The organism is Bradyrhizobium sp. USDA3010 (assembly GCF_056429065.1).
Genome location: NZ_JBWJZD010000005.1, coordinates 163,903 through 188,045, shown reverse-complemented (window position 1 = coordinate 188,045; position 24,143 = coordinate 163,903). Strand labels below are relative to the sequence as shown.

Sequence of the window (24,143 nt, the reverse complement as noted above, 5' to 3'; positions counted from 1 at the left end):
GCTTTGCGCACCGACAGCGAGCCTCAGCTGATCGTTGCGCCGCCGTCGATCACGATGGTCTGGCCGGTCATGAAGTCACCGGCCCGCGAACCCATCATCACGGCCGCGCCGGCGATCTCGTCAGGCACGCCGATCCGCAGCAGCGGCGAGCGCGCGGTCGAGGCCTTCAGCGTGTCCGGATTGTCCCACAGCGCCTTGGCGAAATCAGTCTTGATCAGGCCCGGCGCGATGCAGTTCACGCGGATATTGTGCTTGCCATACTCGCAGGCGAGGTTGCGCGCGAGCTGCATGTCGGCGGCCTTCGAGATCGCGTAGGCGCCGAGCACGGTCGAGCCCTTGAGGCCGCCGATCGAGGACACGATGATGATGGAGCCGTCCTTGCGCTCGATCATCTGCGGCACCACCATCGAGATCAGCCAGTTGTTGGCGACGATGTTGTTGTCGAGGATCTTGCGGAACTGATCGTCGGAGATGCCGGCGAGCGGACCGTAATACGGGTTCGACGCCGCGTTGCAGACCAGCACGTCGATCTTGCCGAAGGCGCGATTGCTCTCGTCGACCAGATTTTGCAGGTTTTCCTTCGAGGAGATGTTGGCGGCGATCGCGACCGCGGTGCCCTTGCCGAACTTGCCGTTGATGTCGCCCGCGACCTGCTCGCAGACGTCGGCCTTGCGCGAGGAGATCACCACCTTGGCGCCGTGCTCGGCCATGCGCTCGGCAATGGCGAGCCCGATGCCGCGCGTCGAGCCGGTGATGACGGCGACTTTTCCCTTCATGTCGAACAAGGTCATGTTTCTCTCCCTGATGTAAGGCGTTTGAATTCTGCGGTTGAGCTTAGGCAGCGTTCCGGTGTTGCGATAGCAGCAATCACGCAAGCTTGCTCGCCGGCCGGACTTCAGGTCCGGACGGCTGATGCATCGCGGCGTGCCTGGGATCGGCGATCCAGGGCTGCTGGTTCACCATCGGCAGCCGCCAGGTCGACAGGCCGATGCCCGCGATGTGATCGAGCCGCGTCACCGAAACGTTGTCGATGTCGAACGACAGGCCCCGGTCCGGCTGGCCGCCGAGCGCAAGACCGACCGCGGCCCGGATCACGCCGCCATGGCCGACCGCGATGATGTTCTTGCCCGGCTCCGCGGCCGTGATCCGCACGATCGTGCGGCAGACCCGCGTATAGAGATCCATGAAGCTCTCGCCGCCGGGCGCGGGCTCGTTGACGTCGGCAAACCAGCTTCTGCCGGGTGGCTGGCGCGCGAGCAGTGCGGCCCGGTTCATGCCCTGCCACTCGCCGAGATGCTGTTCGGCGAAGTCGCGTTCCTGCGTCATGTTGGCCGGTTTCGGAAAACCTGCGGCCCAGATCGCTTCCGCGGTCTTGTGCGTGCGCTTCAGATTGCTCGAATACCAGACCGCATCGCGCGGCAGCATCTTGGCGACCGCCTCGAACACTTCGATGTCGCCGGTGTCGCAGTCGATATCCTCTTGTCCGTAGATGTTGCCGCCGTCGCTGCGCACCGGCGCGTGGCGAACCCACCACCACCGCGTCACCGTCACGTTAGGCTTGTCTGGATTGGACATCGGATGAGCCCTTCAATAGTGTCCCCCGTCGCTGTACGTCACACCGCACATCGTCTCAAGTGCTTCGGACGTTTGAAATTTTGTTTGAATTCCGTCGCGCGGCAGACGCGCCACGGACCATGTGAACAGGGAGAAAAACCATGGGCCGCCTCGAAGGCAAATCCGTCATCATCACCGGCGCTGGAAGCGGCATCGGCCGCGCCGCCTCGCTGCTGTTCACCAGGGAAGGCGCCAAGCTGATCGCGGTCGATCGCACCGAGGGCGTCAACGAGACCGCCAAGCTGGTGCGCGATGCCGGCGGCACGGTCGAAGCCGTCACCGCCGATGCCGGCTCGGAGAGCGACGTGAAGGCCTTCATCGACAAGGCGGTTTCGAAATACGGCAAGCTCGATGCGATCTGGGCCAATGCCGGCGTCAGCGGCGGCCTCGTGCCGCTCGCCGACCAGACCGTGGAGCACTGGCAGGAAGTGTTGCGCATCAATCTGATCGGGCCCTTCCTCGCGATCAAGCATTCGATCCCGCACATGACCAAGCAGGGCTCCGGCTCGATCATCTGCACCGCCTCTGTCGCAGGCCTGAAGGCCGGCGCCAGCGGACATCCCTATGGCGCGAGCAAGGCCGGCGTGATCAGCCTGGTGCAGACCACCGCCTACTCGCTCTCCGGCACCGGCGTGCGCATCAACGCGGTCTGCCCGGGCCTGATCGAGACCGGCATGACCAAGCCGGTGTTCGATCGCGCCAAGGAGCGCGGCACCCAGGACAAGATCGGCCAGCTCAATCCGCTGAAGCGTCCCGGCCAGCCGCACGAACTCGCGGCGATGGGATTGTTCCTGGCGAGCGACGAGGCGTCCTACGTCAACGGCCAGGCCATCCCGGTCGACGGCGGCCTCACCGCGTCGATGCCGTATACGGGCAAGCCGATCTAGCAACGGCATTCTCCGTTCGCGGCGCGAGTCTGCATGGTGCGATGACGGCGCCACATTCACCACCGTCGTCCCTGCGGCCCGGATGACTCCACATTCACGACCGTCGTCCCGGCGAAAGCCGGGACCCATAACCACAGGGTTGTGTTGTTGGAAACAAGCCGTGGCCCCAGCATCGCATAACAATTGCCATTTGGGGTAATGGGTCCTGGCTTTCGCCAGGACGACATCGAATTTGTTGCGACATCGAGAGTCAAACAATCGCATTCTCGCGACATGATCTGTCCGAGCTTTGCTCTTCGTTCCGCCCTCTCTCTTGAAGAGGGCGCAGGGAAAGCCGGGCGATGGAAGCGGACCCGCAATAACGTCCCGCAGCGGCCCGAATATTGCTTGGCCCCGGCAGGCAAACCAGCTGTTATACTTTGCTGGCAGGATCGCCGGTACATCAGCAATTCCTCGCGCACTCCCTCGCACACGAACAGGCAATGCAACATCAACGCCCCGACCGTATCCGCAAGCTATTGGCCGACCTCGTCGCGTTCGACACGATAAGCGACCGCAGCAACCTGCCCCTGATCGACTACATCGAGCGCTACCTTGCCTCGCTTGGCGTCAGCGGACAGCGCATCGTCGATGACACCGGACGGAAATCCTCGCTGTGGGTCACGGTCGGCCCCGAGGACAAACCCGGACTGGTTCTGTCGGGGCATACCGATGTCGTGCCGGTCGCGGGACAGGACTGGAGCCACAACCCGTTCGAGCTCGTCGAGCGTGACGGGCGGCTGTACGGCCGCGGCACCACCGACATGAAGGGCTTTGTCGCGGTCTGTCTCGCGATGGTTCCGGAAATGCTCGCGGCCGATCTGAAGACGCCGATCAATCTTGCGATCTCCTATGACGAGGAGATCGGTTGCGTCGGCGTGCGCCCGATGCTGCGCGACGTCGCACGCAAGCCGATCAAGCCGCTCGGCTGCTTCGTCGGCGAGCCGACGCAGATGCAGGTGACCATCGGGCACAAGGGCAAGCACGGCGTGCGCGCCACGTTCCGCGGGCTCGCCCGGCATTCCTCGATCGCGCCCGACGGCGTCAACGCCATCGAATACGCGGCCGACCTGATCACCGAAATCCGCCGCCGCGCCGCGCTGCTGGCCGCGGATGCCGAGCGAGACAGCCTCTACGACGTCCCGCACTCGACCCTGCTCACCAGCATCGTGCATGGCGGCGCCGCGCTGAACATCGTGCCTGACAGTTGCGTGGTGGAATTCGAATGCCGCGGCATCGGCATCACCGAGTCCCGGCAGGTGACGGACGCGATCATCGCCTGGGCCAAGGCCGAGATCGAGCCTGCCATGCGCAAGCGGCATCCGGAGTGTGGCATCGATTTCGAGGAGATCCTCGACTACCCCGCACTCGACACCGCAGCCGATGCGCCCATCGTCACGCTCGCCAAGCAGCTCGCCGGCCGCAACGACCACGCCAAGGTCGCGTTCGGCACCGAGGCCAGCCTGTTCGTCAGCATGGCCGATGTGCCGTCGGTGGTGGTCGGCCCCGGCTCGATCGCGCAGGCGCACACGCCGGACGAGTTCGTCGAGATGTCGCAGCTCGAGGCTTGCGGAGAATTCGTCGCGCGGCTGATCGCGCATTGCGCGAAGTGATACTCTGCTGCGCAAGGCGTGAAACAGGAACCCGCGACCATGTCGACCGAGAAAGAACGTCAGCAAGGCGGAGTGGCGGAAACCATCCGCGTGGCCGTGCAGGCGCTGCTCATCGCGCTTGTCATCCGCACCTTCCTGTTCCAGTCCTTCAACATTCCGTCGGAGTCGATGGAATCGACGTTGCTGGTCGGCGACTACCTTTTTCTCTCGAAATACAGCTACGGCTACACGCACTACTCCCTGCCCTTCTCGCCTCCGCTGTTCTCGGGCCGCATCTTCGGCTCCGAACCCAGGCCGGGCGACGTCGTGGTGTTCCGGCTGCCGAGCGACGACTCCGTTGATTTCATCAAGCGCGTGATCGGCCTGCCCGGCGATCGCATTCAAATGATCGACGGGCAGCTGTACATCAACGGCACCGCGGTCAAGCGCGAGCGGGTCGATGACTATGTCGATCGCGACGAGGGGCCGCGCCCGGTCCGCGTCAAGCGTTGGCACGAGACCCTGCCGAATGGGGTCAGCTACGACACGCTCGATCGCATCGAACGTTCCGAATACGACAACACGCCGGTCTACGTGGTGCCGCCGGGGCATTTCTTCGCGATGGGCGACAACCGCGACAACTCGGCCGACAGCCGCGTGCCGCCTGCGCGCGGCGGCGTCGGCTACGTGCCGTTCGAGAACCTCATCGGACAAGCCAAGGTGATCTTCTTCTCGATCGGCAACGAAGCACCGGCATGGCAAGTGTGGCGCTGGCCGTCGTCGGTGCGCTGGAAACGGCTATTCACCGGCATTCACTGATGTTCAGAGCGTAGGGCGGGTTAGGCCTACACAGCATCACAACCCGTCCGGCGGCAGGCCCGGCCCCGTCGCGGCCGGGCGGAGCTTGTCGCGCTTGCGCTCGCGGTAGAAGGCATAGAGGCCGGACGCCACGATGATCGCAGCGCCGGCGAGCATCTGAACATCGGGCCTGTGGCCGAAGGCGAAATAGCCGAGCAGCATCGCCCACAGCAGCGCGGAGTAACGGAACGGCGCCACCGCCGAGATGTCGCCCGTGCGCAGCGACACGATGATGCATTGATAGCCGATCAGGATCAGCACGGCGGCGAATGTGAGCAGGCCGAGGGCGTGGCCCGACGGCGGCTTCCAGCCGCCAAGCGGGACCAGAACGGCAGCGCCGGCCGTCGTCACCGTCACGGTGGTGAGCAGCGTGATGAACACGGTCGGCAGCTGTTTCGGGATGCGGCGGGTGGCGAGATCGCGCACCGCGCAGAAGCCGACCGACGCCAGCGCCAGAAGCGAGGCCTGGCTAAAGCCCTCTGCCCCCGGCCGCACGATGACCAGCACGCCGATGAAGCCAGCGGCTATCGCGAGCCAGCGCCGCCAGCCGACCGGCTCGCCGAACACCAGCGCCGCCCCTAACGTGATTACCAGCGGCAGCGCCTGGAAGATCGCCGACGCGTTGGCGAGCGGGATCTGCGAAATCGCCGAGAGATAGGTCAGCGTGCCGCCGATCTCGCCCATCACGCGCAGTCCGACCGGCCAGATCAGCAGTGCGCCAAAGCGGCGCAGCGCGTCACGATACCAGGCGAGTGCCGCGACCAGCACCATCGCGACCAGGCCGCGGACCAGCAGGATCTCGCCGATGTTGAGCTCCGCCGACACCGCCTTGGTGATGGCGTCGTTGGCCGTGAAGCTGGCCATGGCCGCAGCCATGAACAGGCTGCCGCGAAGATTCGAAGAAAGGGCCAAGGTGAAAGTGTCCGATCAGGACCGGGGCGGGCGTTGACCGGACTGACTTGCCAAAGCGGCGCAGCGAACTCAAGTCACAGATGGCTACAATGCGGAAACATGCAGACCACGCAGAAGCGGTTGCCCTTTGCCCCCTCGCCCCGCTCTTGCGGGGCGAGGTTAAGAGAAAAGCGGCGCGAGCCCTGAGGATCGCGCCGCGTTTCTCGGATCAGGTTGCGCCGGCCTTCTGTGCGTATTCCCAGGACGCCTGCGACAGCGGCACGGTGCGCTTGGCCGATTCGAGAGCCTTGGCATTCGCGGCGGTGCCGTCGCGGACCCGGCCCGCAATGCCCTGCGTGATGCCGGCGAGGCGGAACAGGTTGTAGGAGAAATACCAGTTCAGATCCGGCACAGCCATGCCGGTGACGTCGCAGTAGATCTGTGCGGCCTCGTCCTGGCTCGGAATGTTCAACGCCTTGAGGTCGGCATTGGCGAGGCCCGGCATGGTCCACTGCATCAACAGATAGGTGAAGTCGGCCATGGGATCGCCGAGCGTCGACAATTCCCAGTCGAGCACCGCCTGCACCCGCGGCTCGGTGGCGTGGAAGATCATGTTGTCGAGGCGATAGTCGCCGTGCACGACCGAGACGCGCTTCTGCTCCGGCACCGTCTTCGGCAGCCACTCCGCGAGCTTCTCGAATTCGGGAATGTGCTGCGTCTCGGAGGCGCGATACTGCTTGGTCCAGCGGTCGACCTGGCGCGCAAAATAATTGCCGGGCTTGCCGAAATCGCCGAGGCCGATCTTTTCGGGATCGAGCATGTGCAGCTTCGCCAGCGTCTCGATCTTGCTGGTGAAGATCTTGCGGCGCGCGTCGGGCTGCTGGCTCGGCAGCGTCGGATCCCAGAACACCCGCCCCTCCTCCATCGACATGACGTAGAAGGCCGAGCCGATCACCGCATCGTCGGTGCATAGCGCGTAGGCTTTCGCGACCGGAAAATTCTGCTTGCCGAGCGCCGCGATGACGCGGAACTCGCGATCCACCGCATGGGCCGACGGCAACAATTTACCGAACGGCCGGCGGCGCATCACATAGTTACGGCCGGGGGTTTCGAGCTTGTAGGTCGGGTTGGACTGGCCACCCTTGAACTGCAGGACCTTGAGCGGGCCCTGATAGCCCTCGACCTGTTCCTGCATCCAGGCCGCGAGGTTCGCCTCGTTGATACGATGGCGCTCCTCGACTTCCCTTGTGCCGGAAAATTCTTCGTCTTTCCTGACGCCGTCCGCCACGATGACGCTCCCTCAACTCATTTTTCTCGGCAGCACCGCCGGGCGCTGCCGCGATCAGGCTGGCACGCCAGCCTGATTTCTCTTTTTCATTCTGAGCACGATGTCAGCGCGAACACCATGCATTCCGCGTCATGCTCAGTGCGACGTGTTTGCATACTTCCGAAGTTCAAGTCTGGCAATGGCGCGATTGTGCACCTCGTCCGGACCGTCCGCCAGGCGAAGCGTGCGGATGTGGGCATAGGCCTTCGCGAGCCCGGCCTCGTCGGAGACGCCGCCGCCGCCATAGGCCTGGATCGCCTGGTCGATGATCTTCAGCGCCATGTTCGGAGCTGCGACCTTGATCATCGCGATCTCGGCCTGCGCGGTCTTGTTGCCGACCTTATCCATCATGTCGGCGGCCTTGAGGCACAACAGACGGTTCATCTCGATATCGGTGCGGGCCTCGCCGATGCGCTGCTCCCAGACCGAGTGCTCGATGATCTTCTTGCCGAACGCGGTGCGCGAGGCGAGCCGCTTCACCATCTTCTCCAGAGCTTCCTCGGCTTGGCCGATGGTGCGCATGCAGTGATGGATGCGGCCCGGGCCGAGACGGCCCTGCGCGATCTCGAAGCCGCGGCCCTCGCCGAGCAGGATATTCTCCTTCGGCACGCGGACGTTTTCGAGCAGCACCTGAGCGTGGCCGTGCGGTGCGTCGTCGAAGCCGAACACCGGCAGCATCTTCTCGACCTTGATGCCGGGGGTGTCGAGCGGCACCAGGATCTGCGACTGCTGCTGATGCTTGGCGGCGTTGAAGTCGGTCTTGCCCATCAGGATCGCGACCTTGCAACGGGGATCGCCGACGCCCGACGACCACCATTTGCGGCCGTTGATGACGTAGTGATCGCCGTCCTTCTCGATGCGGGTCTCGATGTTGGTGGCGTCAGAGGAAGCAACCGCCGGCTCGGTCATCAGGAAGGCGGAACGGATCTCGCCGTCCATCAGCGGGCGCAGCCATTTGCGCTTCTGCTCCTTGGTGCCGTAGCGGATGAACACTTCCATGTTGCCGGTATCGGGGGCGGAGCAATTGAACACTTCCGAGGCCCAGGAGATGCGGCCCATCTCTTCCGACAGCAGCGCGTATTCGAGGTTGCTCAATCCCGCGCCGTGGAATTCGTCATCCTCGTGCGAGGACGGCGGCATGAACATGTTCCAGAGGCCCTCGGCCTTCGCCTTCTTCTTCAGATCCTCAAGGATCGGGATCACCTTCCAGCGCGGGCCTTCGGCGTCCTGCTTGTCGTAGATCGGCACGGCGGGGCGGACATGCGTTTTCATGAAAGCCTGAACGCGCTCAAGCCATTCCTTCTGCCTGGCCGACATCGTGAAATCCATGGGACGCTCCTCGTTTCCTAGACTTGGGCTTTGGACCTGGACCGCGGACTGGGCCTTGAACTCGGGCCTTGAACTCGGGCCTTGGCGTTTGGGCAACATTGTTGACCCCGCCTCCGCGGCCCGCAAGGGCGTTCGCGGAAACGGCGGCGGTGGTGTGCCAGAACGCCACCCCGCGATCAGCGGATTGACATTTCCGGCTCTTCAAACGATAGTTTCATACAAATGTTTGAAATGCAACTCCCCGTCGTCTTCGTCATTCCCCGGCGCACCGCGGAATAACGGAAAGGCTCAAGACAATGGCCAGCGACCAGACCCGATCCGCCATTCTCGCCGCCGCCGAGCGGCTCTATGCCGACCGCGGCTTCGGCGACGTCACGCTGCGCGACATCGTCGCCGAGGCGAACGTCAACCTCGCGGCGGTGAACTATCATTTCGGCTCCAAGGACGAATTGATCGCGGAGCTGTTCGTCACCCGCAGCATCCAGACCAACCGCGAACGTCTCAATGAATTGAAGGCTGCGGAAGAGTCAGGCGGTGGACGCGCCTCGATCGAGGACATCATGCGCGCCCTCGTCGGCCCCACTTTGCGCGGCTGTCTCGGGCCCGATCGTGAGGGCTCGACCGCGGCGCGCTTCATGATCCGCGCCTCGATCGAATCGGTGCCGCCGATCCGCCGCATCAAGAACCGCGAGGTCGATCATTTGCGCAAATTCGCCGCGGCAATGCGCCGCGCGATGCCGGGCCGCGACGACACCGAGCTGTACTGGGGCCTGCACTTCGCGCTCGCGATGGCGCACCACACCATCCGCGAGAAGGAACGCCTGCTGCGGCTGTCGGAAGGCAAATGCGATCTCGACGACGTCCGCGCCATCATCGATCGCGTGGTCACGGTCTCGGTGATGGCGCTGACGATGGGCGACGTGCCGAGCAAGCCGGCGCTGCGGCCGGTCGTGGTGCACGGCCGGCTGACGCGCCAGGATTTGTAGGGTTTTCCGCGCTACACGATCGCGATGCAATCGATCTCGATGTCGAACGGCCCGGTCCATTCCGGGATGCAGACGAAGATCCGCGCCGGCAGATCATCCGCGAAATATCTCCGGTAGATCGCGTTGAAGGTCGCGAAGTGCTTTGCCGAGGTGCAGAAGATGTTGCACTTCATCACGTTGTCGAACGACGCGCCGGCCGCCTCCAGACACTGTTTGAGCTGCTCCATCACCAGTTCGCTCTGCCGCTCGATCGAGGCGCCGGCGGCGATCTCGCCGGTTGCCGGATCGAACGGCGGCAGGCCGGAGACGAAGATCATGTTGCCGGCGCGCGTGACTGCCGACGCCGGCGCCTTCCAGCGCTCCAGCCAGCTCGAGATCGGTTCGACGCGGACCACTTCCCGTTTCATGATTGGCACCTTCGATAGGGATCGATGGCGCCAATCTAGCGGGCTCGTGTCAATGATGATTCGATACAGGTCGAAGTGTTGTAGCCGACCAAACAGCCCTCTCCCCGTCATCCTGAGGAGCGCGAAGCGCGTCTCGAAGGATGCGCGGCCCGGCTGGTGGCCGATTCATCCTTCGAGGCTTGCTCCGCTCGCACCTCAGGATGACGGGAAGAGCGGACCGCCCGCGGCTCCGAAGTCAGTGTTACAGAATCCCCTGCGCCTTCAGCCCTTCGACCTTGGCGTCGTCATAGCCGATCGTCGCTAGCACGTCCTTGGTGTCGGCCCCTAGCAGCGGCGGGGCGCGGTAGTCGGTGATCGGGGTGCCCGAGAAGGTCAGCGCGTTGCGGATCAGCGACAGGTTGGGCTCGAAGGGGTGATCGACCTTCACCCGCATGCCGCGCGACTGCACATGCGGATCGTTGAACACCTGCTCGAAATTGTTGATCGGGCCGGACGGCACGCCCGCCTCCTCGAGCTTCTCCAGCCAGTAGGCGACTGGATGCTTCAGGAACAGGCCGGCGAAGATCGCCATGATCTCCTTGCCGTGCACGACGCGGTCGTTGTTCTTGACGAAGCGCTTGTCGTTGGCGAGCTCGGGCTCGCCGAGCACGGCGCAGGTGCGCTGGAACTGGCCGTCATTGCCGACCACCAGCATCAATTCGCCGTCGGTGCAGCGGAACACGCCGGCCGGCATGCCGCCATTGCCCCAGGTGCCGCGGCGCGGCGGCATGGTGCCGTTGACGAGATAGATCTGCAGCCAGTGCGACAGCGAGGCGATCACCGTGTCGAACAGGCAGACGTCAACATGCTGCCCTTCGCCGTTGTTGGCGTCGCGATGGTACAGCGCCGACAGAATTCCGATCGAGGTGTTCATGCCGGTCATGTAGTCGACGATCGAGGGGCCGACCTTCATCGGGCCCGCGCCGGGCTCGCCGTCGATATGGCCCGTCACGCTCATCAGGCCGCCCATCGCCTGCAGGATCGCGTCATAGCCGGCGCGCGTGGCGTAGGGGCCGGTCTGGCCGAAGCCGGTCACCGAGCAATAGATGATGCCGGGGTTGAGCTGCTTGATGGTGTCGTAGTCGAGGCCGTAGCGCTTGAGGTCGCCGACCTTGTAGTTCTCCATCATCACGTCGACCGACTTGGCGAGTTCGCGGATGATCGCCTGCCCTTCGGGCTTGGCGATGTTGACGGTGACGGACTTCTTGTTGCGGTTGGCGCAGAGGTAGAACGAGTTGTTGTTGTTCGCCTTGCCTTCGGGATCCCTGAGATAGGGCGGACCAAAGGCGCGGGCGTCGTCGCCGCCGCCGGGCCGCTCGATCTTGATCACCTCGGCGCCGAGATCCGCCAGCATCTGGGCCGACAGCGGGCCCGCGAGCACCCGCGTCAGGTCGAGAATCTTGATGCCCGAAAGTGGCAGAGCCGACATGAACGTTCCTCCGAAATCTTGCTAAATCTTGATTATCCGGCGCCGGACCGTGACTTGCCCGCTTCTTGCCCGTCTCCTGGGCGCGCCAGAGCTTGCCGATACACCATTTTGCTGCCGCGAGCACTGCATTGTCGGCATGAAGCTATCCCCGTGTGGCGCAGCGGCGGGGGTCCTTCGGGAACCCGCCGCGAGTATCGGGCCGATTGCCGCCACGCGAAATCGTGAAGTTGGCCGACACCGATTTGCCGCAGCACCAGCGGCATTTTACCGCGACGAGAAGGACATCATGCGGACGATCGCATCAGTCGGACTGCTGCTGACCCTGCTTGCGGCCGCAATGCCGCTGGCGGATGCGCGCGGCGGCCACGGCCATGACGGCGGCTTGCACGGCATGTATGCCGGCGGCGCCAGTCGCGGCGGCGGATTTGCCGCCGACAAGCGCCACGCCGACGACCCCTACACCAAGGCGGCCTCCGAAGAGGAGGACCGCCTGCTCAACAGCAAACTGAAGAGCATCTGCCGCGGCTGCTAGGCTTGGCTCACCGCGAGCGGATAGCTGGACTCAGGACGCGATCGCCTGTCGCGGCTGCGCCGTGGCGCCGATCAGCTTGCCGATCTCGGGCTTGCAGCCGCCGCAATTGGTGCCGGCCTTCAGGCAACGGCCGATCGCCTCGACGCTGCGCGCGCCCTTCCTGATCTCGGCGGTGATCTGGTGCCGTCCGACGCTGAAGCAGGAGCAGACGATCGGCCCGACATCCTCGCCGGCGCCGAACGGCCGCCCCGCCAGCAACGCCATCCGCGCATTGGCCGACAATTGTTGCTCCGCGAACAACCCGGCGAGCCAGGCCCGCGACGGCAGCGCGTGATCGGGCGCGATGAATACGCAGCCCTCGAGCCGGCCGTCGCGCACCGCCGCGTAGCGGAAACGGCCCGCGGCCGGATCGCGATAGGCGATCCATTCGATCTCGACGCCTTCGAGGCCGAGCTGCGCCCGCGCCCAGTCGCGCCAGCTCTCCGGGCGGACGTCGAGCGCAAGCTCCAGCCGCGTGCAATCGCCGGCCCTGCCGTAAACCCAATAGCCGGACGTCGGACGCTTGATCGCATCGCGGCTCAGGATGAAGGCGTGCCATTTCGGCGCATAGGGATCGGCCTTGACCGGCGTGTGCTTGGACTCCGGCTGGCCGGACAGCGGATCGACCGCCGGATTGACCAGCGCGTTGACGCGCCCCTCGCCGGCGAACTCCTCGTTCCAATGCATCGGCACGAACACGCAGCCGCGGCGCTGGTCGGCGCTAACCACGACGCGCGCGATCATCTCGCCCCAGCCGGAGGTCAGCCGCACCAGTCCCTCGTTCTGCAAGCCGGCCTGCCGCGCATCCTCGGGGTGGAATTCGGCATAGGGCTCGAAGATGTGCGACAGCAGCCGGCCGGTTTTCCCGGTCCGGGTCATGGTGTGCCACTGGTCGCGGACGCGGCCGGTGTTGAGCACCAACGGAAAGTCGCGGCTGGTCGCATGCCGCGCCGCGCGCGGCGCGACCGGCACGAAGCGCGCCTTGCGGTCGGGCGTGAAGAACTTCTGGCTCTCGAACATCCGCGGCGTGCCGGCCGGATGGTCCGATGTGACCGGCCACTGCACCGGCGCCAGCGCGTCGTAGGCGCCGTCATCGAGCGCAGCCAGCGCCGAGATGTCAAAATCGCGCTGGCCATTATTCTCAAAGCCCGACAATTCGGCGTGCTCGCGGAACACCTCCGCCACCGAGGCGTAGTCGAAGCCCGGATATCCCATGCGGACAGCGACGTCGCAGATGATCCGCCAGTCGGCGCGCGCTTCGCCCGGCGCTGACAGGAACGGCCGCTGCCGCGAGATCCGGCGCTCGGAATTGGTGACGGTGCCGTCCTTCTCGCCCCACGCCAACGCCGGCAGCAGCACGTTGGCATGCCGCGTGGTGTCGGTGTCGCGCATGCAATCCGTCACCACGACGAGCTCGCAGGCCTCGAGCGCGGCGCGCGCGCGGTCGGCATCGGGCAGGCTCACCACCGGATTGGTGGAGATGATCCATACCGCCTTGATGCGGCCGTCGGCGATCGCATCGAACATGTCGACCGCCTTCAGCCCGCCCTTCTCCGCAATCACAGGCGCGCACCAGAACCGCTGCACCAGCTCGCGATGCGCCGGGTTCTCGATCTCCATATGCGCGGCAAGCTGGTTGGCGAGCCCGCCGACCTCGCGGCCGCCCATCGCGTTGGGCTGCCCGGTCAGCGAGAACGGCCCCATGCCGGGACGGCCGATACGTCCGGTCAACAGATGGCAATTGATGATGGCGTTGACCTTGTCGACGCCGCTCGACGACTGGTTGATGCCCTGCGAATACAGCGTGACGACGCGCTCGGTCTTCGTAAACCAGTCGAAGAACAGGCCGACCGCGCCCTCGGTCAGGCCACAGGTCGCAGCGGTCTGCGCCAGGGTCAGGCCAGCCACCTGCTTGAGGGCGTCGACGATTCCTGTCGTGCAATTGCCGACAAAGCCGCGATCGACCGCGCTGCTGCCGGCGAGGAACGCGAACAGCCCGTTGAACAGCACGGAGTCGCTGCCCGAGCGCAGCGGCAGATGCAGATCGGCGCCCTCGCAGGTCGCAGTGCGGCGCGGATCGATCACCACGATCTTGCACGCCGGGTTCTTCTCCTTTGCCGCCAGCATGCGCTGATGCAGGATCGGATGGCACCACGCCGCGTTGGAGCCGACCAGCACCAGCAGGTCGGCCTGCTCGAGATCCTCGTAACAGCCTGGCACGGTGTCGCTGCCGAAGGCACGCTTGTGCCCCGCGACGCTGGACGCCATGCACAGCCGCGAATTGGTGTCGATATTGGCGGTGCCGACAAAGCCCTTGGCGAGCTTGTTGATGACGTAATAGTCCTCGGTCAGGAGCTGGCCGGAGACGTAGAACGCGACCGCGTCGGGCCCGTGCTCGCGAATAACGCGACTGAAGCCATCGGCGACACGATCGAGCGCGTCATCCCAGCCCGCCGGCGCGCCGTCGACGACAGGCGCGAGCAGACGCCCGTCGAGATCGATGGTCTCGGCGAGCGCCGAGCCCTTACTGCAGAGCCGGCCGAAATTGGCCGGATGCTGCTTGTCTCCCTCGACCCGAACGGCGCCCGCCGCGTCCCTCGACGCGATGACGCCACAGCCGACACCGCAATAGGGACACGTGGTCTTGACGGACATGGCTGGCCGATCCTTGCCCGCTCAGCTCACCGCGGCCGCCTGCCGCACCGACAGCCAGACAACGCCGTTCTCGACCTTGGCCAGATGAGTATGCGTGCAGCCTTCGTCGGGCGCGACCGCCTGCCCGCTGGCCAGCTCGATGACGAAATTATGCAGCGGACAGGTCACGCGCTTGTTGTGCACGATGCCCTGCGACAGCGGCCCGCCCTTGTGCGGGCAGCGGTCGTCGAGCGCGAACACCTCGTCGCTCTCGGTCCGGAACACCGCGATGTTGCCGCTTGGCGTGCGCACCACGCGCGAGCCGAGCCGCGGAATGTCGTCGAGCGCGCCGATTTCGATCCAGCTGGTCATGCGAGCTCCAATTCGGCGAGAGGCGCGAACTCGTTGCGGTCAACGCCGCGGCTGGCGCGCTCGGCCCACGGATCGGTCTGCGCGAACTGCTGCGAATGGGCAAAGCGGGCGAACAGCGCCTTGCGGTTCGTGAGGTCGTCGACCACCCGCTTCCTGATCTGCTCGAGACCGACGCGGTCGCACCATTTGTACATGCGCTCGAGATACCAGCCCTCCTCGCGGTAAAGCTGGGTCAGCGCCACGATCACCTCGAGCGTCTCGTCCTCGGTCTCGACCTTGGTCAGGAACTCGGTGCCCTTGATGTGCAAGCCCGCGGCGCCGGCGAAATGGATCTCGTAGCCGGAATCGACGCAGACCACGCCGACGTCCTTGCAGGTCGCCTCCGCGCAGTTGCGCGGGCAGCCCGAGACGCCGAGCTTGACCTTGGCCGGCGTCCAGGAGCCCCACATGAACTTCTCGAGCTTGACGCCGAGACCGGTAGAGTCCTGGGTGCCGAAGCGGCACCATTCGGAGCCGACGCAGGTCTTCACCGTGCGCAGGCCCTTGGCATAGGCATGGCCCGACACCATGCCGGCGTCGTTGAGATCGGCCCACACCGCCGGAAGGTCTTCCTTCTTGACGCCGAGCAGGTCGATGCGCTGGCCGCCGGTGACCTTCACCGTCGGGATGTTGAACTTCTCGGCAACGTCGGCGATGGCGCGCAACTCGCTCGGCGTGGTGACGCCACCCCACATCCGCGGCACCACCGAATAGGTGCCGTCCTTCTGGATGTTGGCGTGGACGCGCTCGTTGATGAAGCGCGACTGCTGGTCGTCGCGATACTCGCCGGGCCAGGTCGCGAGCAGGTAGTAGTTGAGCGCCGGACGGCAGGAATGGCAGCCGTTGAGCGTCTTCCACTCCATGAAGCGCATGACGGCGGGAATCGTCTTGAGCTGCTGCTCGACGATGACGCGACGAACGTCGTCATGGCTGTGATCGGTGCATTTGCACAGCGGCTTGACCTTCGGCGCCGCCGAATAGTCGCCGCCGAGCGTGAACGCCAGCACCTGCTCGACGAGGCCGGTGCAGGAGCCGCAGGACGATGAGGCCTTGGTATGGGCGCGGACGTCGTCGAGCGTGAACAGCTTCTTCTCGGAGATCGCCTTGACGATTGCGCCCTTGCAGACGCCGTTGCAGCCGCAGATCTCGGTCTCGTCGCTCATCGCGGCAACCGAGTTCTGGCCGCTGACGCCGCCCTCGCCGAGATTGGCGGCGCCGAACACCAGCCGCTCGCGCATGTGCGAGACGTCGGTGCCGTCGCGCAGATGCTGGAAGTACCAGGGGCCGTCGATGGTGTCGCCATAGAGCACGGCGCCGACGATCTTCTTGTCCTTCAGGATGATGCGCTTGTAGACGCCGCGATTGGCGTCCTGCAGCACGATCTCCTCCTTGTCCGGCCCCGGCGCGAAGTCGCCGGCCGAGAACAGGTCGATGCCGGTGACCTTCAGCTTGGTCGAGGTGACCGAGCCGTCATAGGTGGCAAAGCCCTTCATCGCGAGGTGGTTGGCGCAGACCTTGGCCTGGTCGAACAGCGGCGCGACGAGACCATAGGTCTGGCGGCGGTGCTGCACGCATTCGCCGACCGCGTAGATGCGGCCGTCATAGGTCTGCATGGTGTCGGAGACGACGACGCCGCGTTCGCAGTATAGCCCGGCCTTCTTGGCGAGCTCGAAATTCGGGCGGATGCCGACCGCCATCACCACGAGATCGGCCGGCAGCTCGGTGCCGTCGCCGAAGCGCACGCCGGTGACGCGGTCCTCGCCCAGGATCGCCTGGGTCTGTGCCGGCATCTTGAACACCATGCCGCGCTCTTCCAGCGACTTGCGCAGCAGCCCGCCGGCCACCGGATCGAGCTGGCGCTCCATCAGGGTGTCGAGCAGATGCACCACCGTGACGTTCATGCCGCGCTTCATCAGCCCGTTGGCGGCTTCGAGGCCCAATAGGCCGCCGCCGATCACGACCGCGTTGCGATAGTCGGTCGAGGCCTTGATCATGCGGTCGACATCATAGATGTCGCGGAAGCCGATCACGCCCGGCAGCTCCTTGCCCGGCAGCGGCAGCATGATCGGATTTGAGCCCGTCGCGATCAGCAACCGGTCATAGGGAACGCGCTCGCCTGCCTCGGTGACGACTTCGCAGGTGCGGCGATCGATCATGCTGATCGTCTCACCCTTGCGCAGCGTGATGTTGTTGTCCTCATACCAGTCGACGGTATTGAGCATGATGTCGTCGACGGTCTTCTCGCCGGCGAGCACCGGCGACAGCAGGATGCGGTTGTAATTGCCGTACGGCTCGGAGCCGAACACCGTGATGTCGTAGAGATCGGGGGCGCGCTCGAGCAGCGCCTCGACCGTGCGGATGCCGGCCATCCCGTTGCCGATCACCACGAGCTTCTGCCTGGTCACTTTGTCGAGCATGGTCTGCCTTTCAATTCCGACGGCGCTGCGCAGCGACGCGATGTGCGTCGTTGATGGGCACCGATAAAGGTTGGAGTTGTAGGAAGCCCAGCCGCGGGCGCAGACCGTCTTCGATGACGACCGATGTTCCGTTGTCGGTTGATATTCAAAACGCGTGCCAACCCGGCGCGAACGAATCTCAATGCAAAATCAACAGGTTTTCCGCGATCTCGAATGTGCCCGATGACGCGCCGCGCGGCCGGCTGGCCGAATTTTTAGCCACGGCGATGATCTCTTGTGCAGCACAGCATCGCCGGCCGCAACGGCAATCGTGAACCCGCCATTGATACGCCATCGCGCGCTTGTGGCGCGTCGCACAAGAAAGCATCAGCGTGCGCGTTTGCACGGCGGCGCTTGCCGCTAGCCACGCCAATCCCGATCGCCGGACTCGGTTCGCGATCTCGCGGCAACGTCTTGCGACTGCAAGGCAAAGCGACGCGATCGATTCGATGGCACGCAAATTGCTGACCTGAACTTTTGACGGAGTGCGTCTCAACGACGAGCGCGCACCCGCATTCACCCACATTCGATTTATCTGCGCCCGAGAGAGCCGCACGTGTGCGGCCGTCTCCGCCGCATCACCGCGAGACGTTGCGATGAAGCTAGCTGAGTTCAAGAAGGCAGGTCACTGGCCGACCCTGCTCGCCGCGTTCCTGTACTTCGACATCAGTTTCATGGCGTGGGTCGCGCTCGGACCGCTGATCGTCTACATCGCGCGCGACATGAACCTGGCCGTGAACGAGAAGTTCACCCTGGTCGCCATTCCCGTTCTCGCCGGCGCGCTGTTGCGCGTGCCGATGGGCATTCTCGCCGACATCATCGGCGCCAAGCGCACCGGCATCATCGCCCAGCTCGTCGTGATCGCCGCGACCGCGTCGGTGTGGCACTTCGGGCTGACCAGCAAGCTCGCGATCGAGCTGTTCGGGCTTGCGCTGGGCGTTGGCGGCGCCTCGTTCGCGGTCGCCCTGCCGCAGGCGAGCCGCTGGTATCCGCCGCAATATCAGGGCGTGGTCATGGGCATCGCCGGCGCCGGCAATATGGGCGTCGTGCTCGATACCCTGCTCGCGCCGAGCATTGCCGAACATTGGGGCTGGCAGGCCGTGTTCGGCTGCCTCTTGATTCCGATGCTGATGGTGCTCGCCTATTACGCCGTCGCGGCCAAGGACGCGCCGGGCGAGCGCAAGAAGATCTCGCTGAAGGCCTACGGCGCGCTGCTGAAGGATTCCGACAGCCGCTGGTTCATGTTCTTCTACTTCATCACCTTCGGCGGCTTCGTCGGCCTCGCCAACGCGCTGCCACTCTATTTCACCGTGCAGTATCACGTCTCGGGCGTCGCGGCGGGCATGCTGGTCGCGCTGATCGTCGCGTTCGGTTCGGGATTCCGCCCCGTGGGCGGCATGATTGCCGACCGCATCGGCGGCATTCGTTCGCTGTCGATCCTGTTCGGCGGCGTCGTCGCGGCCTATCTCGTGATCGCCTTCATGCCGGAGGGCCCGACGGCGCCGGCTGCGGGCGGCTGGGCGTTGACCGAGCTGCCGCGCATCGCCTGGATCTCGGTGCTGCTGTTCTCGATCGGCGTGCTGGCGCTCGGCATGGGCAATGGCGCGGTGTTCCAGCTGATCCCGCTGCGCTTCCGCCACGAGATCGGCCTGATGACCGGGCTTGTCGGCTGCGCCGGCGGCATCGGCGGCTTCTTCCTCGCCCAGATGCTCGGCTTCGCCAAGGGCATGACCGGCGGTTTCGGCGCCGGCTTCCTGTTCTTCGGCGCGCTGGCGTTGCTTGGCTTCATCGGACTTGCGATGGTCAAGGTCCGCTGGCGCACCACCTGGGGCGCGGTGTCGGGAGCGCGCGTCTGACCGCTCGCTCCCCCGGGGAGAGGATAGCTCGGACGTGGCGAATGGCGCGCAACCGGATTTGGGCGTTCGCGTCGGCTTCGCCAGCGAGACCGGCAAGCGCGCCGCGAATGAGGACTATGTCGCGACCTGCCTCGGCCAGCCGGGCTCAGTGCACCGCGACGTCGTGGCCGCGGTCGCCGACGGCGTCGGCGGCCACAAGGGCGGACGCGAGGCCGCGGAGGTCGCGGTCCGCAGCTTCATCGACGCCTATTATTCGCTGCCCGAGACGCTCGGCGTGCGCCGCCGCGCCGCGCGGGCGCTGGAAGCCGCCAACAGCTGGATCTACGGTCAGGGCCGCGTCGATGCCGCGCGCAGCGGCATGGCGTGCGCGTTCTCCTCGATCATCCTGTCGCGACGGCAATGCCATGTGATCCATATCGGCGACACCCGCGCCTACCGCCTGAGCGACGGACGGCTGGAGCGCTTGACGCAGGACCATATCGCCGGCCGCGGCGACCTCGCCCACATGCTCAACCGCGCCATCGGTTTCGAGGAGTTCGCCCGCTTCGACTATACCTCGGTCGGGCTGCGGCAGCATGACCGTCTCGCGATCTGCAGCGACGGGGTTCACGGCGCCCTCTCCGATTCCCGCCTCCAGCAACTGCTGGAGGAACGCACGCCGCCGGACGAATCGGCGCACAGCATCGTCGATGCCGCGCTCGCGGCCGGCAGCAGCGACAACACGACCGCGCTGGTGCTGGACGTCGTCGACCTGCCGCCGGCGGATCGCGACGATCTCACCCACGCGATCGCGACACTGCCGATCCTCGACTTGCCGGAGAGCGGCGACACGATCGACGATTTCGCGCTCCACGACGTGCTGTCCGACGGGCGCTACAGCCGCCTGTTCAAGGCGACCGACAAGCGCGCCGGCCGCGAGGTCGTGCTGAAGTTTCCGCATCCGCGGGTCGCCAGCGAAGGTTCCTACCGCCTCGCCTTCGTGCGCGAGGCCTGGGTCGCCGCGCGCGTCCGCAGCCTCTGGATCGGCGAAATCATCGAGCTGCCGGCGGAGCGGCAGACCAGGCTCTATTCGGCAATGCCGCTCTACGAGGGCGAAACGCTGGAGCAGCGGCTTGGCCGCGCGCCGCGGCTGTCGCTCACCGAAGGCATCGCGATCGCAACCAAGCTCGTGCGCGCGGTCACGGCGCTGCACCGCGCCGGCATCATCCATCGCGACATCAAGCCCGACAATGTGATCCTGCTGAAGGACGGCGGATTGCGCCTCGTCGACCTCGGCGTCGCGCGCGTGCCGCTGCTGGAAGACTTTCCCGCCGAGGATATTCCGGGCACCGCGAGCTACATGGCGCCTGAACTGTTCGGCGGCAAGGCCGGGGATGAGGCCTCCGACCTGTTCGCGCTCGGTGTCACCGTCTACCGCATGTTCACCGCGAACTATCCGTTCGGCGAGATCGAGCCGTTCTCGCGGCCACGCTTCGGCAAACCGGCGCCGCTGTCACGCTACCGGCCGGACCTGCCGGCCTGGCTCGATGCCGTGATCGGCAAGGCGCTCAGCGTCGAGCCCGCGCAACGCTTCGGCGACGCCATCGAGTTCGCGCACGAGCTGGAAAACGGCGCCACCTGGGCCGGCCCCGCGGTCACGACCCGCAAATCGCTGCACGACCGCGATCCCGTGACCTTCTGGAAGGTGCTGTGCGCCATCCTGGCCCTGATCATCGTGGTGCTACTGGCGCGGCACTGATCCGCGCCAAGCCCCGCCGATCAGGCAACCAGCAACGCCGCCGCCCGTGCGAGCGGAACCGCTTCATCCCCGAGCACCAGCGCGATGGCGTCGCGCTCCCACGCGTCGTCGGCCGGGGCCAGTGGATCCTTCGTTGACAGGCGATGCTCGAGCACGAAGCGCGACAGCAACAGCCGCCGCGTATCGACCTCCGGCTGGGATCCTTCCCATGCGAGCATGATCGCCGAGGTGGCATGGTAGAGCGCGCTGGCGGCAAGCCGCGCCGCATGCTCCGAGCCGGGATCAGCCGCCACCCGCTCTGCAAAGGCAATCGCCCGGTGGAGCGCAACGCGTAGGCGCTCGCGGAACGGCTCGGGCAACACCTTCGCCTCGTCGAGGCGCGCCTGAAGGACAGCGGGAAGCGCCCGGTGCGCGCCGCTCTTGCCGACGGCGCGCGAAATGATGTCGAGCGCGTTGATGTTGCTGGTTCCCTCCCAGAGCACGCCGACATGAGCATCGCGCACCAGCCGCGGCTGCACCCATTCCTCGATATAGCCGTTGCCGCCGCGCACCTCCATCGCACCGGTAGCGACCGGAATGTTGTCGCGGCAGGCGCGGTACTTCAACAGCGGTGTCAGGATGCGCAGCAGGTCCCTCGCCTGCGCCGAACCGGCATTGGCATCGTCCATCGCGCGCGCGGCCACCAGCATCATCGACAGCGCCTGCTCGGTCGGCACGATCAGCTTCATCAGCTGACGGCGCAGCAGCGGGAAATCCATGACGCGCCGGCCAAACGCCGCGCGCGACGAGGCGCTGACGACAGCCTCGTTGACGCAGCGCCGCATCATCGCGGCGGCACGCACCCCGTGCGACAGGCGCGAGAGGTTGACCTGCTCCATCATCTGCTTGAGGCCCTGCGCCGGATCACCGACCAGATAGGCGACCGCGTTGTCGAGCCGGATCTCGCCCGACGCCATCGACTTGGTGCCGAGCTTGTCCTTGAGACGGACGATCCGGTAGCTGTTGCGCCGGCCGTCCTTGAGGCGGCGCGGCAGCGCGAACAGTGCGAGCCCCCTGGTGCCATCGGGCGCCCCTTCCGGCCGCGCCAGCATCAGCGCGACGTCGGCATCGGCGTGCGAGCAGAACCATTTGTCGCCGGTCAGACGCCAGACGTCGCCATCCCGGCGCGCAACGGTCTCGACCGCGCCGACATCGGAGCCGCCGGCGCGCTCGGTCATGAACTGGGTGCCCTTCCACAGCGTCGCCATGTCGTCCGACAGCATCTTCGGCAGCAGATAGGCCTTGAGCTCGTCCGAGCCGAACTTGCGGATCAGGTGCGTCGACGTGTCGGTGACACTGATCGGGCACATCAGCCCGAACTCGGACTGCACGAACAGATACTGAAACACATACTTGGCCACGGCCGGCAGCGGCCGGTCCATGCCGAACACGCCGGCGCGATGGCTCATGGCGTGAAACTGGAAATCGCCGAAGGCGATCGCCTCCATCTCGCGGTATGCCGGGTGATAATCGATCCAGTCCTCGTCGCGGCCGTAGGCGTCCCTCGGATTGAGCACCGGCGCATGCTTGTCGGCAATCCGCGCCAGCCGGTCGAGCCTGCCGCCCGCCAGTTCGCCGAGACGCTTGAAGTGCGGCTCCAGGCGCTCGCGATCCTCGCGCGACAAATAGAGCCCCACAAGGCCGCGAAGTCCGCGATCGAGATCATAGAAATTGAGGCCTGCGCAATCATGCGAGATATGACGGGCCGGATCGGCGGCATCGTTGGAGCTGCGAAGGTCGCGCGCGCTCATCTGCATCGGGGCTCTCCTTGTTCGGGATGACGTCGCAGCAGCCGTGCCGGTGCGCGGGATGTCATCGCTCGGTGTTCACACTTCGCCTGCAACATCGGGAACGATCGCGGCGATGTCCATCGGCGGAGCAGCTTGCGGGAATAATTTCAGATACGTGGAAGAAATGCCGGCCGTGCGCGGATCGTACGTCCGGTCATGCTGCACCGCGGACGCTTGACCTTCACTGGTTTCGCTGCACATTCGACAGCAGAAGGCGACAATGAATGTTGCAGCGCACCAGGCTTGCGCTGCGTTCAAGGACACCGGCGGCCAGAGATGAAGGGAGTTCGCTCCGATACCCAGCCCCCGTCCCGGCGGGGCCGCAGGCGCATCGTCGCCGACCGCGTGCGCACGCAACCGGACGATCCCGCGGCCATGGTGATCGAGGCCAACCGGCATGACGAGTTGTTTCGCGCCGCCGACGGCAGCCCCGATCCGTCAATCGTCAAGTCGGCGCATCGCGTGCTCCGCATCTTCGAGTATTTTGCCGAGATCGAGCGGCCAGCGGCCATGACCGAGATCGCGCGCCGGCTGAACTATCCGCCGTCGAGCACGTCGGCACTGCTGAAGAGCCTCGTCGAACTCGGCTATCTCGACCATGACCGGCAGGCGCGCACCTACCGGCCGACGGTCCGCATCGCCCTGCTCGGCGGCTGGCTCACGAGCGAAAGGCTGCCGGGCGTCACGCTCGATGCGATCACGCGCGAGCTGCACGAGGCGACGCGGCTGACCACCTTCGTGGTGGCGCGCAACCAGCTCTACAGCCAGTATATCCGCGTGCTGCAGGGCACGACGCCAGTGCGCTATTATCTCGAGCCCGGCGCGCGGCGGCTCCTGACCCACTCGACGCCGGGCCGGGTGTTTCTCAGCCTGATGAACGACGAGGATGCGCGGCGGATCGTGCAGCGGATCAACGCCGAGGAAGCGCCGTCATCCGCGGTCCGCTTCGGCGATATCCAGCATGCGCTGGCGACAATCCGCCGCCAGGGCTTCGCCTATACGCGCGACATGGGAACTCCCGGCCTGAGCGCAATTGCAATGCGACTGACCGAGGCCGACCAGACGCCCCCGCTGGTCATCACTGTCGCCGGCCCGAGCTCGATCGTCTCGGCGGAAGGCAAGGCGATCATCGGCAAGATGCGCGAGCTGGTCGAACGGCAGTCGCCCGGCCTGCTGCCGCAGATCGACCTCGACGCAGCGCCGATCGAGACCTGAGATCGGGCGGGCTACGCGGCGCAAACGCGCCCAAT

General features: G+C 65.6%; 20 protein-coding genes. 9 read left to right on the top strand and 11 right to left on the bottom strand.

Features of this window, described 5'->3' with window-relative positions; all coding sequences use genetic code 11:
- Window positions 1-23: 23 nt before the first annotated feature.
- Window positions 24-791 carry an SDR family NAD(P)-dependent oxidoreductase gene (locus AC066Y_RS10935; RefSeq protein WP_478273885.1) on the bottom strand — a complete coding sequence of 256 codons (768 nt, stop codon included), beginning with the start codon at window positions 789-791 and terminating at the stop codon, window positions 24-26.
- Window positions 792-867: 76 nt separating this feature from the next.
- Window positions 868-1,575, bottom strand: a complete 708-nt coding sequence (locus AC066Y_RS10930; protein ID WP_478273884.1) for a histidine phosphatase family protein — start codon at window positions 1,573-1,575, stop codon at window positions 868-870.
- Window positions 1,576-1,715: 140 nt separating this feature from the next.
- On the opposite strand from AC066Y_RS10930, the gene AC066Y_RS10925 reads away from it, so the two are divergent.
- From AC066Y_RS10925 to lepB, 3 genes are all read left to right on the top strand, one after another.
- On the top strand, window positions 1,716-2,501 hold the full coding sequence (locus AC066Y_RS10925; RefSeq protein ID WP_478273883.1) for an SDR family NAD(P)-dependent oxidoreductase: 786 nt from the start codon (window positions 1,716-1,718) through the stop codon (window positions 2,499-2,501).
- Between the two features lie 482 nt (window positions 2,502-2,983).
- On the top strand, window positions 2,984-4,153 hold the full coding sequence (gene argE, locus AC066Y_RS10920; protein WP_478273882.1) for an acetylornithine deacetylase: 1,170 nt from the start codon (window positions 2,984-2,986) through the stop codon (window positions 4,151-4,153).
- 39 nt (window positions 4,154-4,192) lie between these two features.
- Window positions 4,193-4,951 carry a signal peptidase I gene (gene lepB / locus AC066Y_RS10915; protein ID WP_478273881.1) on the top strand — a complete coding sequence of 253 codons (759 nt, stop codon included), beginning with the start codon at window positions 4,193-4,195 and terminating at the stop codon, window positions 4,949-4,951.
- 36 nt (window positions 4,952-4,987) lie between these two features.
- On the opposite strand, the gene AC066Y_RS10910 is transcribed toward lepB, so the two are convergent.
- From AC066Y_RS10910 to AC066Y_RS10900, 3 genes are all read right to left on the bottom strand, one after another.
- On the bottom strand, window positions 4,988-5,902 hold the full coding sequence (locus AC066Y_RS10910; protein ID WP_478273880.1) for a DMT family transporter: 915 nt from the start codon (window positions 5,900-5,902) through the stop codon (window positions 4,988-4,990).
- Window positions 5,903-6,110: 208 nt separating this feature from the next.
- Window positions 6,111-7,169, bottom strand: a complete 1,059-nt coding sequence (locus AC066Y_RS10905) for a phosphotransferase family protein (protein ID WP_478273879.1) — start codon at window positions 7,167-7,169, stop codon at window positions 6,111-6,113.
- Window positions 7,170-7,304: 135 nt separating this feature from the next.
- Window positions 7,305-8,537 carry an acyl-CoA dehydrogenase family protein gene (locus AC066Y_RS10900; RefSeq protein WP_456762452.1) on the bottom strand — a complete coding sequence of 411 codons (1,233 nt, stop codon included), beginning with the start codon at window positions 8,535-8,537 and terminating at the stop codon, window positions 7,305-7,307.
- Between the two features lie 296 nt (window positions 8,538-8,833).
- Here AC066Y_RS10900 and AC066Y_RS10895 point away from each other — a divergent pair, with 296 nt between their 5' ends.
- Window positions 8,834-9,523 carry a TetR/AcrR family transcriptional regulator gene (locus AC066Y_RS10895; RefSeq protein ID WP_176530624.1) on the top strand — a complete coding sequence of 230 codons (690 nt, stop codon included), beginning with the start codon at window positions 8,834-8,836 and terminating at the stop codon, window positions 9,521-9,523.
- An 11-nt stretch (window positions 9,524-9,534) separates the two neighbouring features.
- Here AC066Y_RS10895 and AC066Y_RS10890 read toward each other — a convergent pair whose 3' ends face one another.
- Window positions 9,535-9,930 carry a Rid family hydrolase gene (locus tag AC066Y_RS10890; protein ID WP_478273878.1) on the bottom strand — a complete coding sequence of 132 codons (396 nt, stop codon included), beginning with the start codon at window positions 9,928-9,930 and terminating at the stop codon, window positions 9,535-9,537.
- A 241-nt stretch (window positions 9,931-10,171) separates the two neighbouring features.
- Entirely contained in the window at window positions 10,172-11,398 is a 1,227-nt protein-coding gene (locus AC066Y_RS10885; RefSeq protein ID WP_478273877.1) for a CaiB/BaiF CoA transferase family protein, read from the bottom strand.
- A gap of 286 nt (window positions 11,399-11,684) precedes the next feature.
- Here AC066Y_RS10885 and AC066Y_RS10880 point away from each other — a divergent pair, with 286 nt between their 5' ends.
- Complete coding sequence (locus tag AC066Y_RS10880) at window positions 11,685-11,930, top strand: hypothetical protein (protein WP_478273876.1); 246 nt, start codon at window positions 11,685-11,687, stop codon at window positions 11,928-11,930.
- Between the two features lie 30 nt (window positions 11,931-11,960).
- On the opposite strand, the gene AC066Y_RS10875 is transcribed toward AC066Y_RS10880, so the two are convergent.
- Genes AC066Y_RS10875 through nirB form a run of 3 tightly spaced genes read right to left on the bottom strand, consistent with a single transcriptional unit; the run spans window position 11,961 to window position 17,431 of the window.
- The gene (locus AC066Y_RS10875) at window positions 11,961-14,624 is read right to left on the bottom strand and encodes a nitrate reductase (protein WP_478273875.1); all 2,664 of its coding nucleotides are present in this window, start codon (window positions 14,622-14,624) and stop codon (window positions 11,961-11,963) included.
- Window positions 14,625-14,645: 21 nt separating this feature from the next.
- A complete protein-coding gene (gene nirD, locus AC066Y_RS10870) occupies window positions 14,646-14,975 on the bottom strand; it encodes a nitrite reductase small subunit NirD (protein WP_478273874.1) in 330 nt (109 codons plus the stop codon).
- On the bottom strand, window positions 14,972-17,431 hold the full coding sequence (gene nirB / locus AC066Y_RS10865; RefSeq protein ID WP_478273873.1) for a nitrite reductase large subunit NirB: 2,460 nt from the start codon (window positions 17,429-17,431) through the stop codon (window positions 14,972-14,974). Before nirB ends, nirD begins: the two co-directional genes overlap by 4 nt.
- A gap of 113 nt (window positions 17,432-17,544) precedes the next feature.
- Here nirB and AC066Y_RS10860 point away from each other — a divergent pair, with 113 nt between their 5' ends.
- From AC066Y_RS10860 to AC066Y_RS10850, 3 genes are all read left to right on the top strand, one after another.
- Complete coding sequence (locus AC066Y_RS10860; RefSeq protein ID WP_478273872.1) at window positions 17,545-17,745, top strand: hypothetical protein; 201 nt, start codon at window positions 17,545-17,547, stop codon at window positions 17,743-17,745.
- Between the two features lie 321 nt (window positions 17,746-18,066).
- Window positions 18,067-19,326 (top strand): MFS transporter, encoded by a 1,260-nt coding sequence (locus AC066Y_RS10855; protein ID WP_478273871.1) that lies wholly within the window; start codon window positions 18,067-18,069, stop codon window positions 19,324-19,326.
- A 34-nt stretch (window positions 19,327-19,360) separates the two neighbouring features.
- The gene (locus AC066Y_RS10850) at window positions 19,361-21,064 is read left to right on the top strand and encodes a bifunctional protein-serine/threonine kinase/phosphatase (protein ID WP_478273870.1); all 1,704 of its coding nucleotides are present in this window, start codon (window positions 19,361-19,363) and stop codon (window positions 21,062-21,064) included.
- 20 nt (window positions 21,065-21,084) lie between these two features.
- Here the strand turns inward: AC066Y_RS10850 and AC066Y_RS10845 are convergent, their stop codons facing one another.
- Window positions 21,085-22,860 (bottom strand): acyl-CoA dehydrogenase family protein, encoded by a 1,776-nt coding sequence (locus tag AC066Y_RS10845; RefSeq protein ID WP_478273869.1) that lies wholly within the window; start codon window positions 22,858-22,860, stop codon window positions 21,085-21,087.
- 309 nt (window positions 22,861-23,169) lie between these two features.
- Here AC066Y_RS10845 and AC066Y_RS10840 point away from each other — a divergent pair, with 309 nt between their 5' ends.
- Complete coding sequence (locus tag AC066Y_RS10840) at window positions 23,170-24,108, top strand: IclR family transcriptional regulator (protein WP_456722538.1); 939 nt, start codon at window positions 23,170-23,172, stop codon at window positions 24,106-24,108.
- Window positions 24,109-24,143 lie beyond the last annotated feature (35 nt).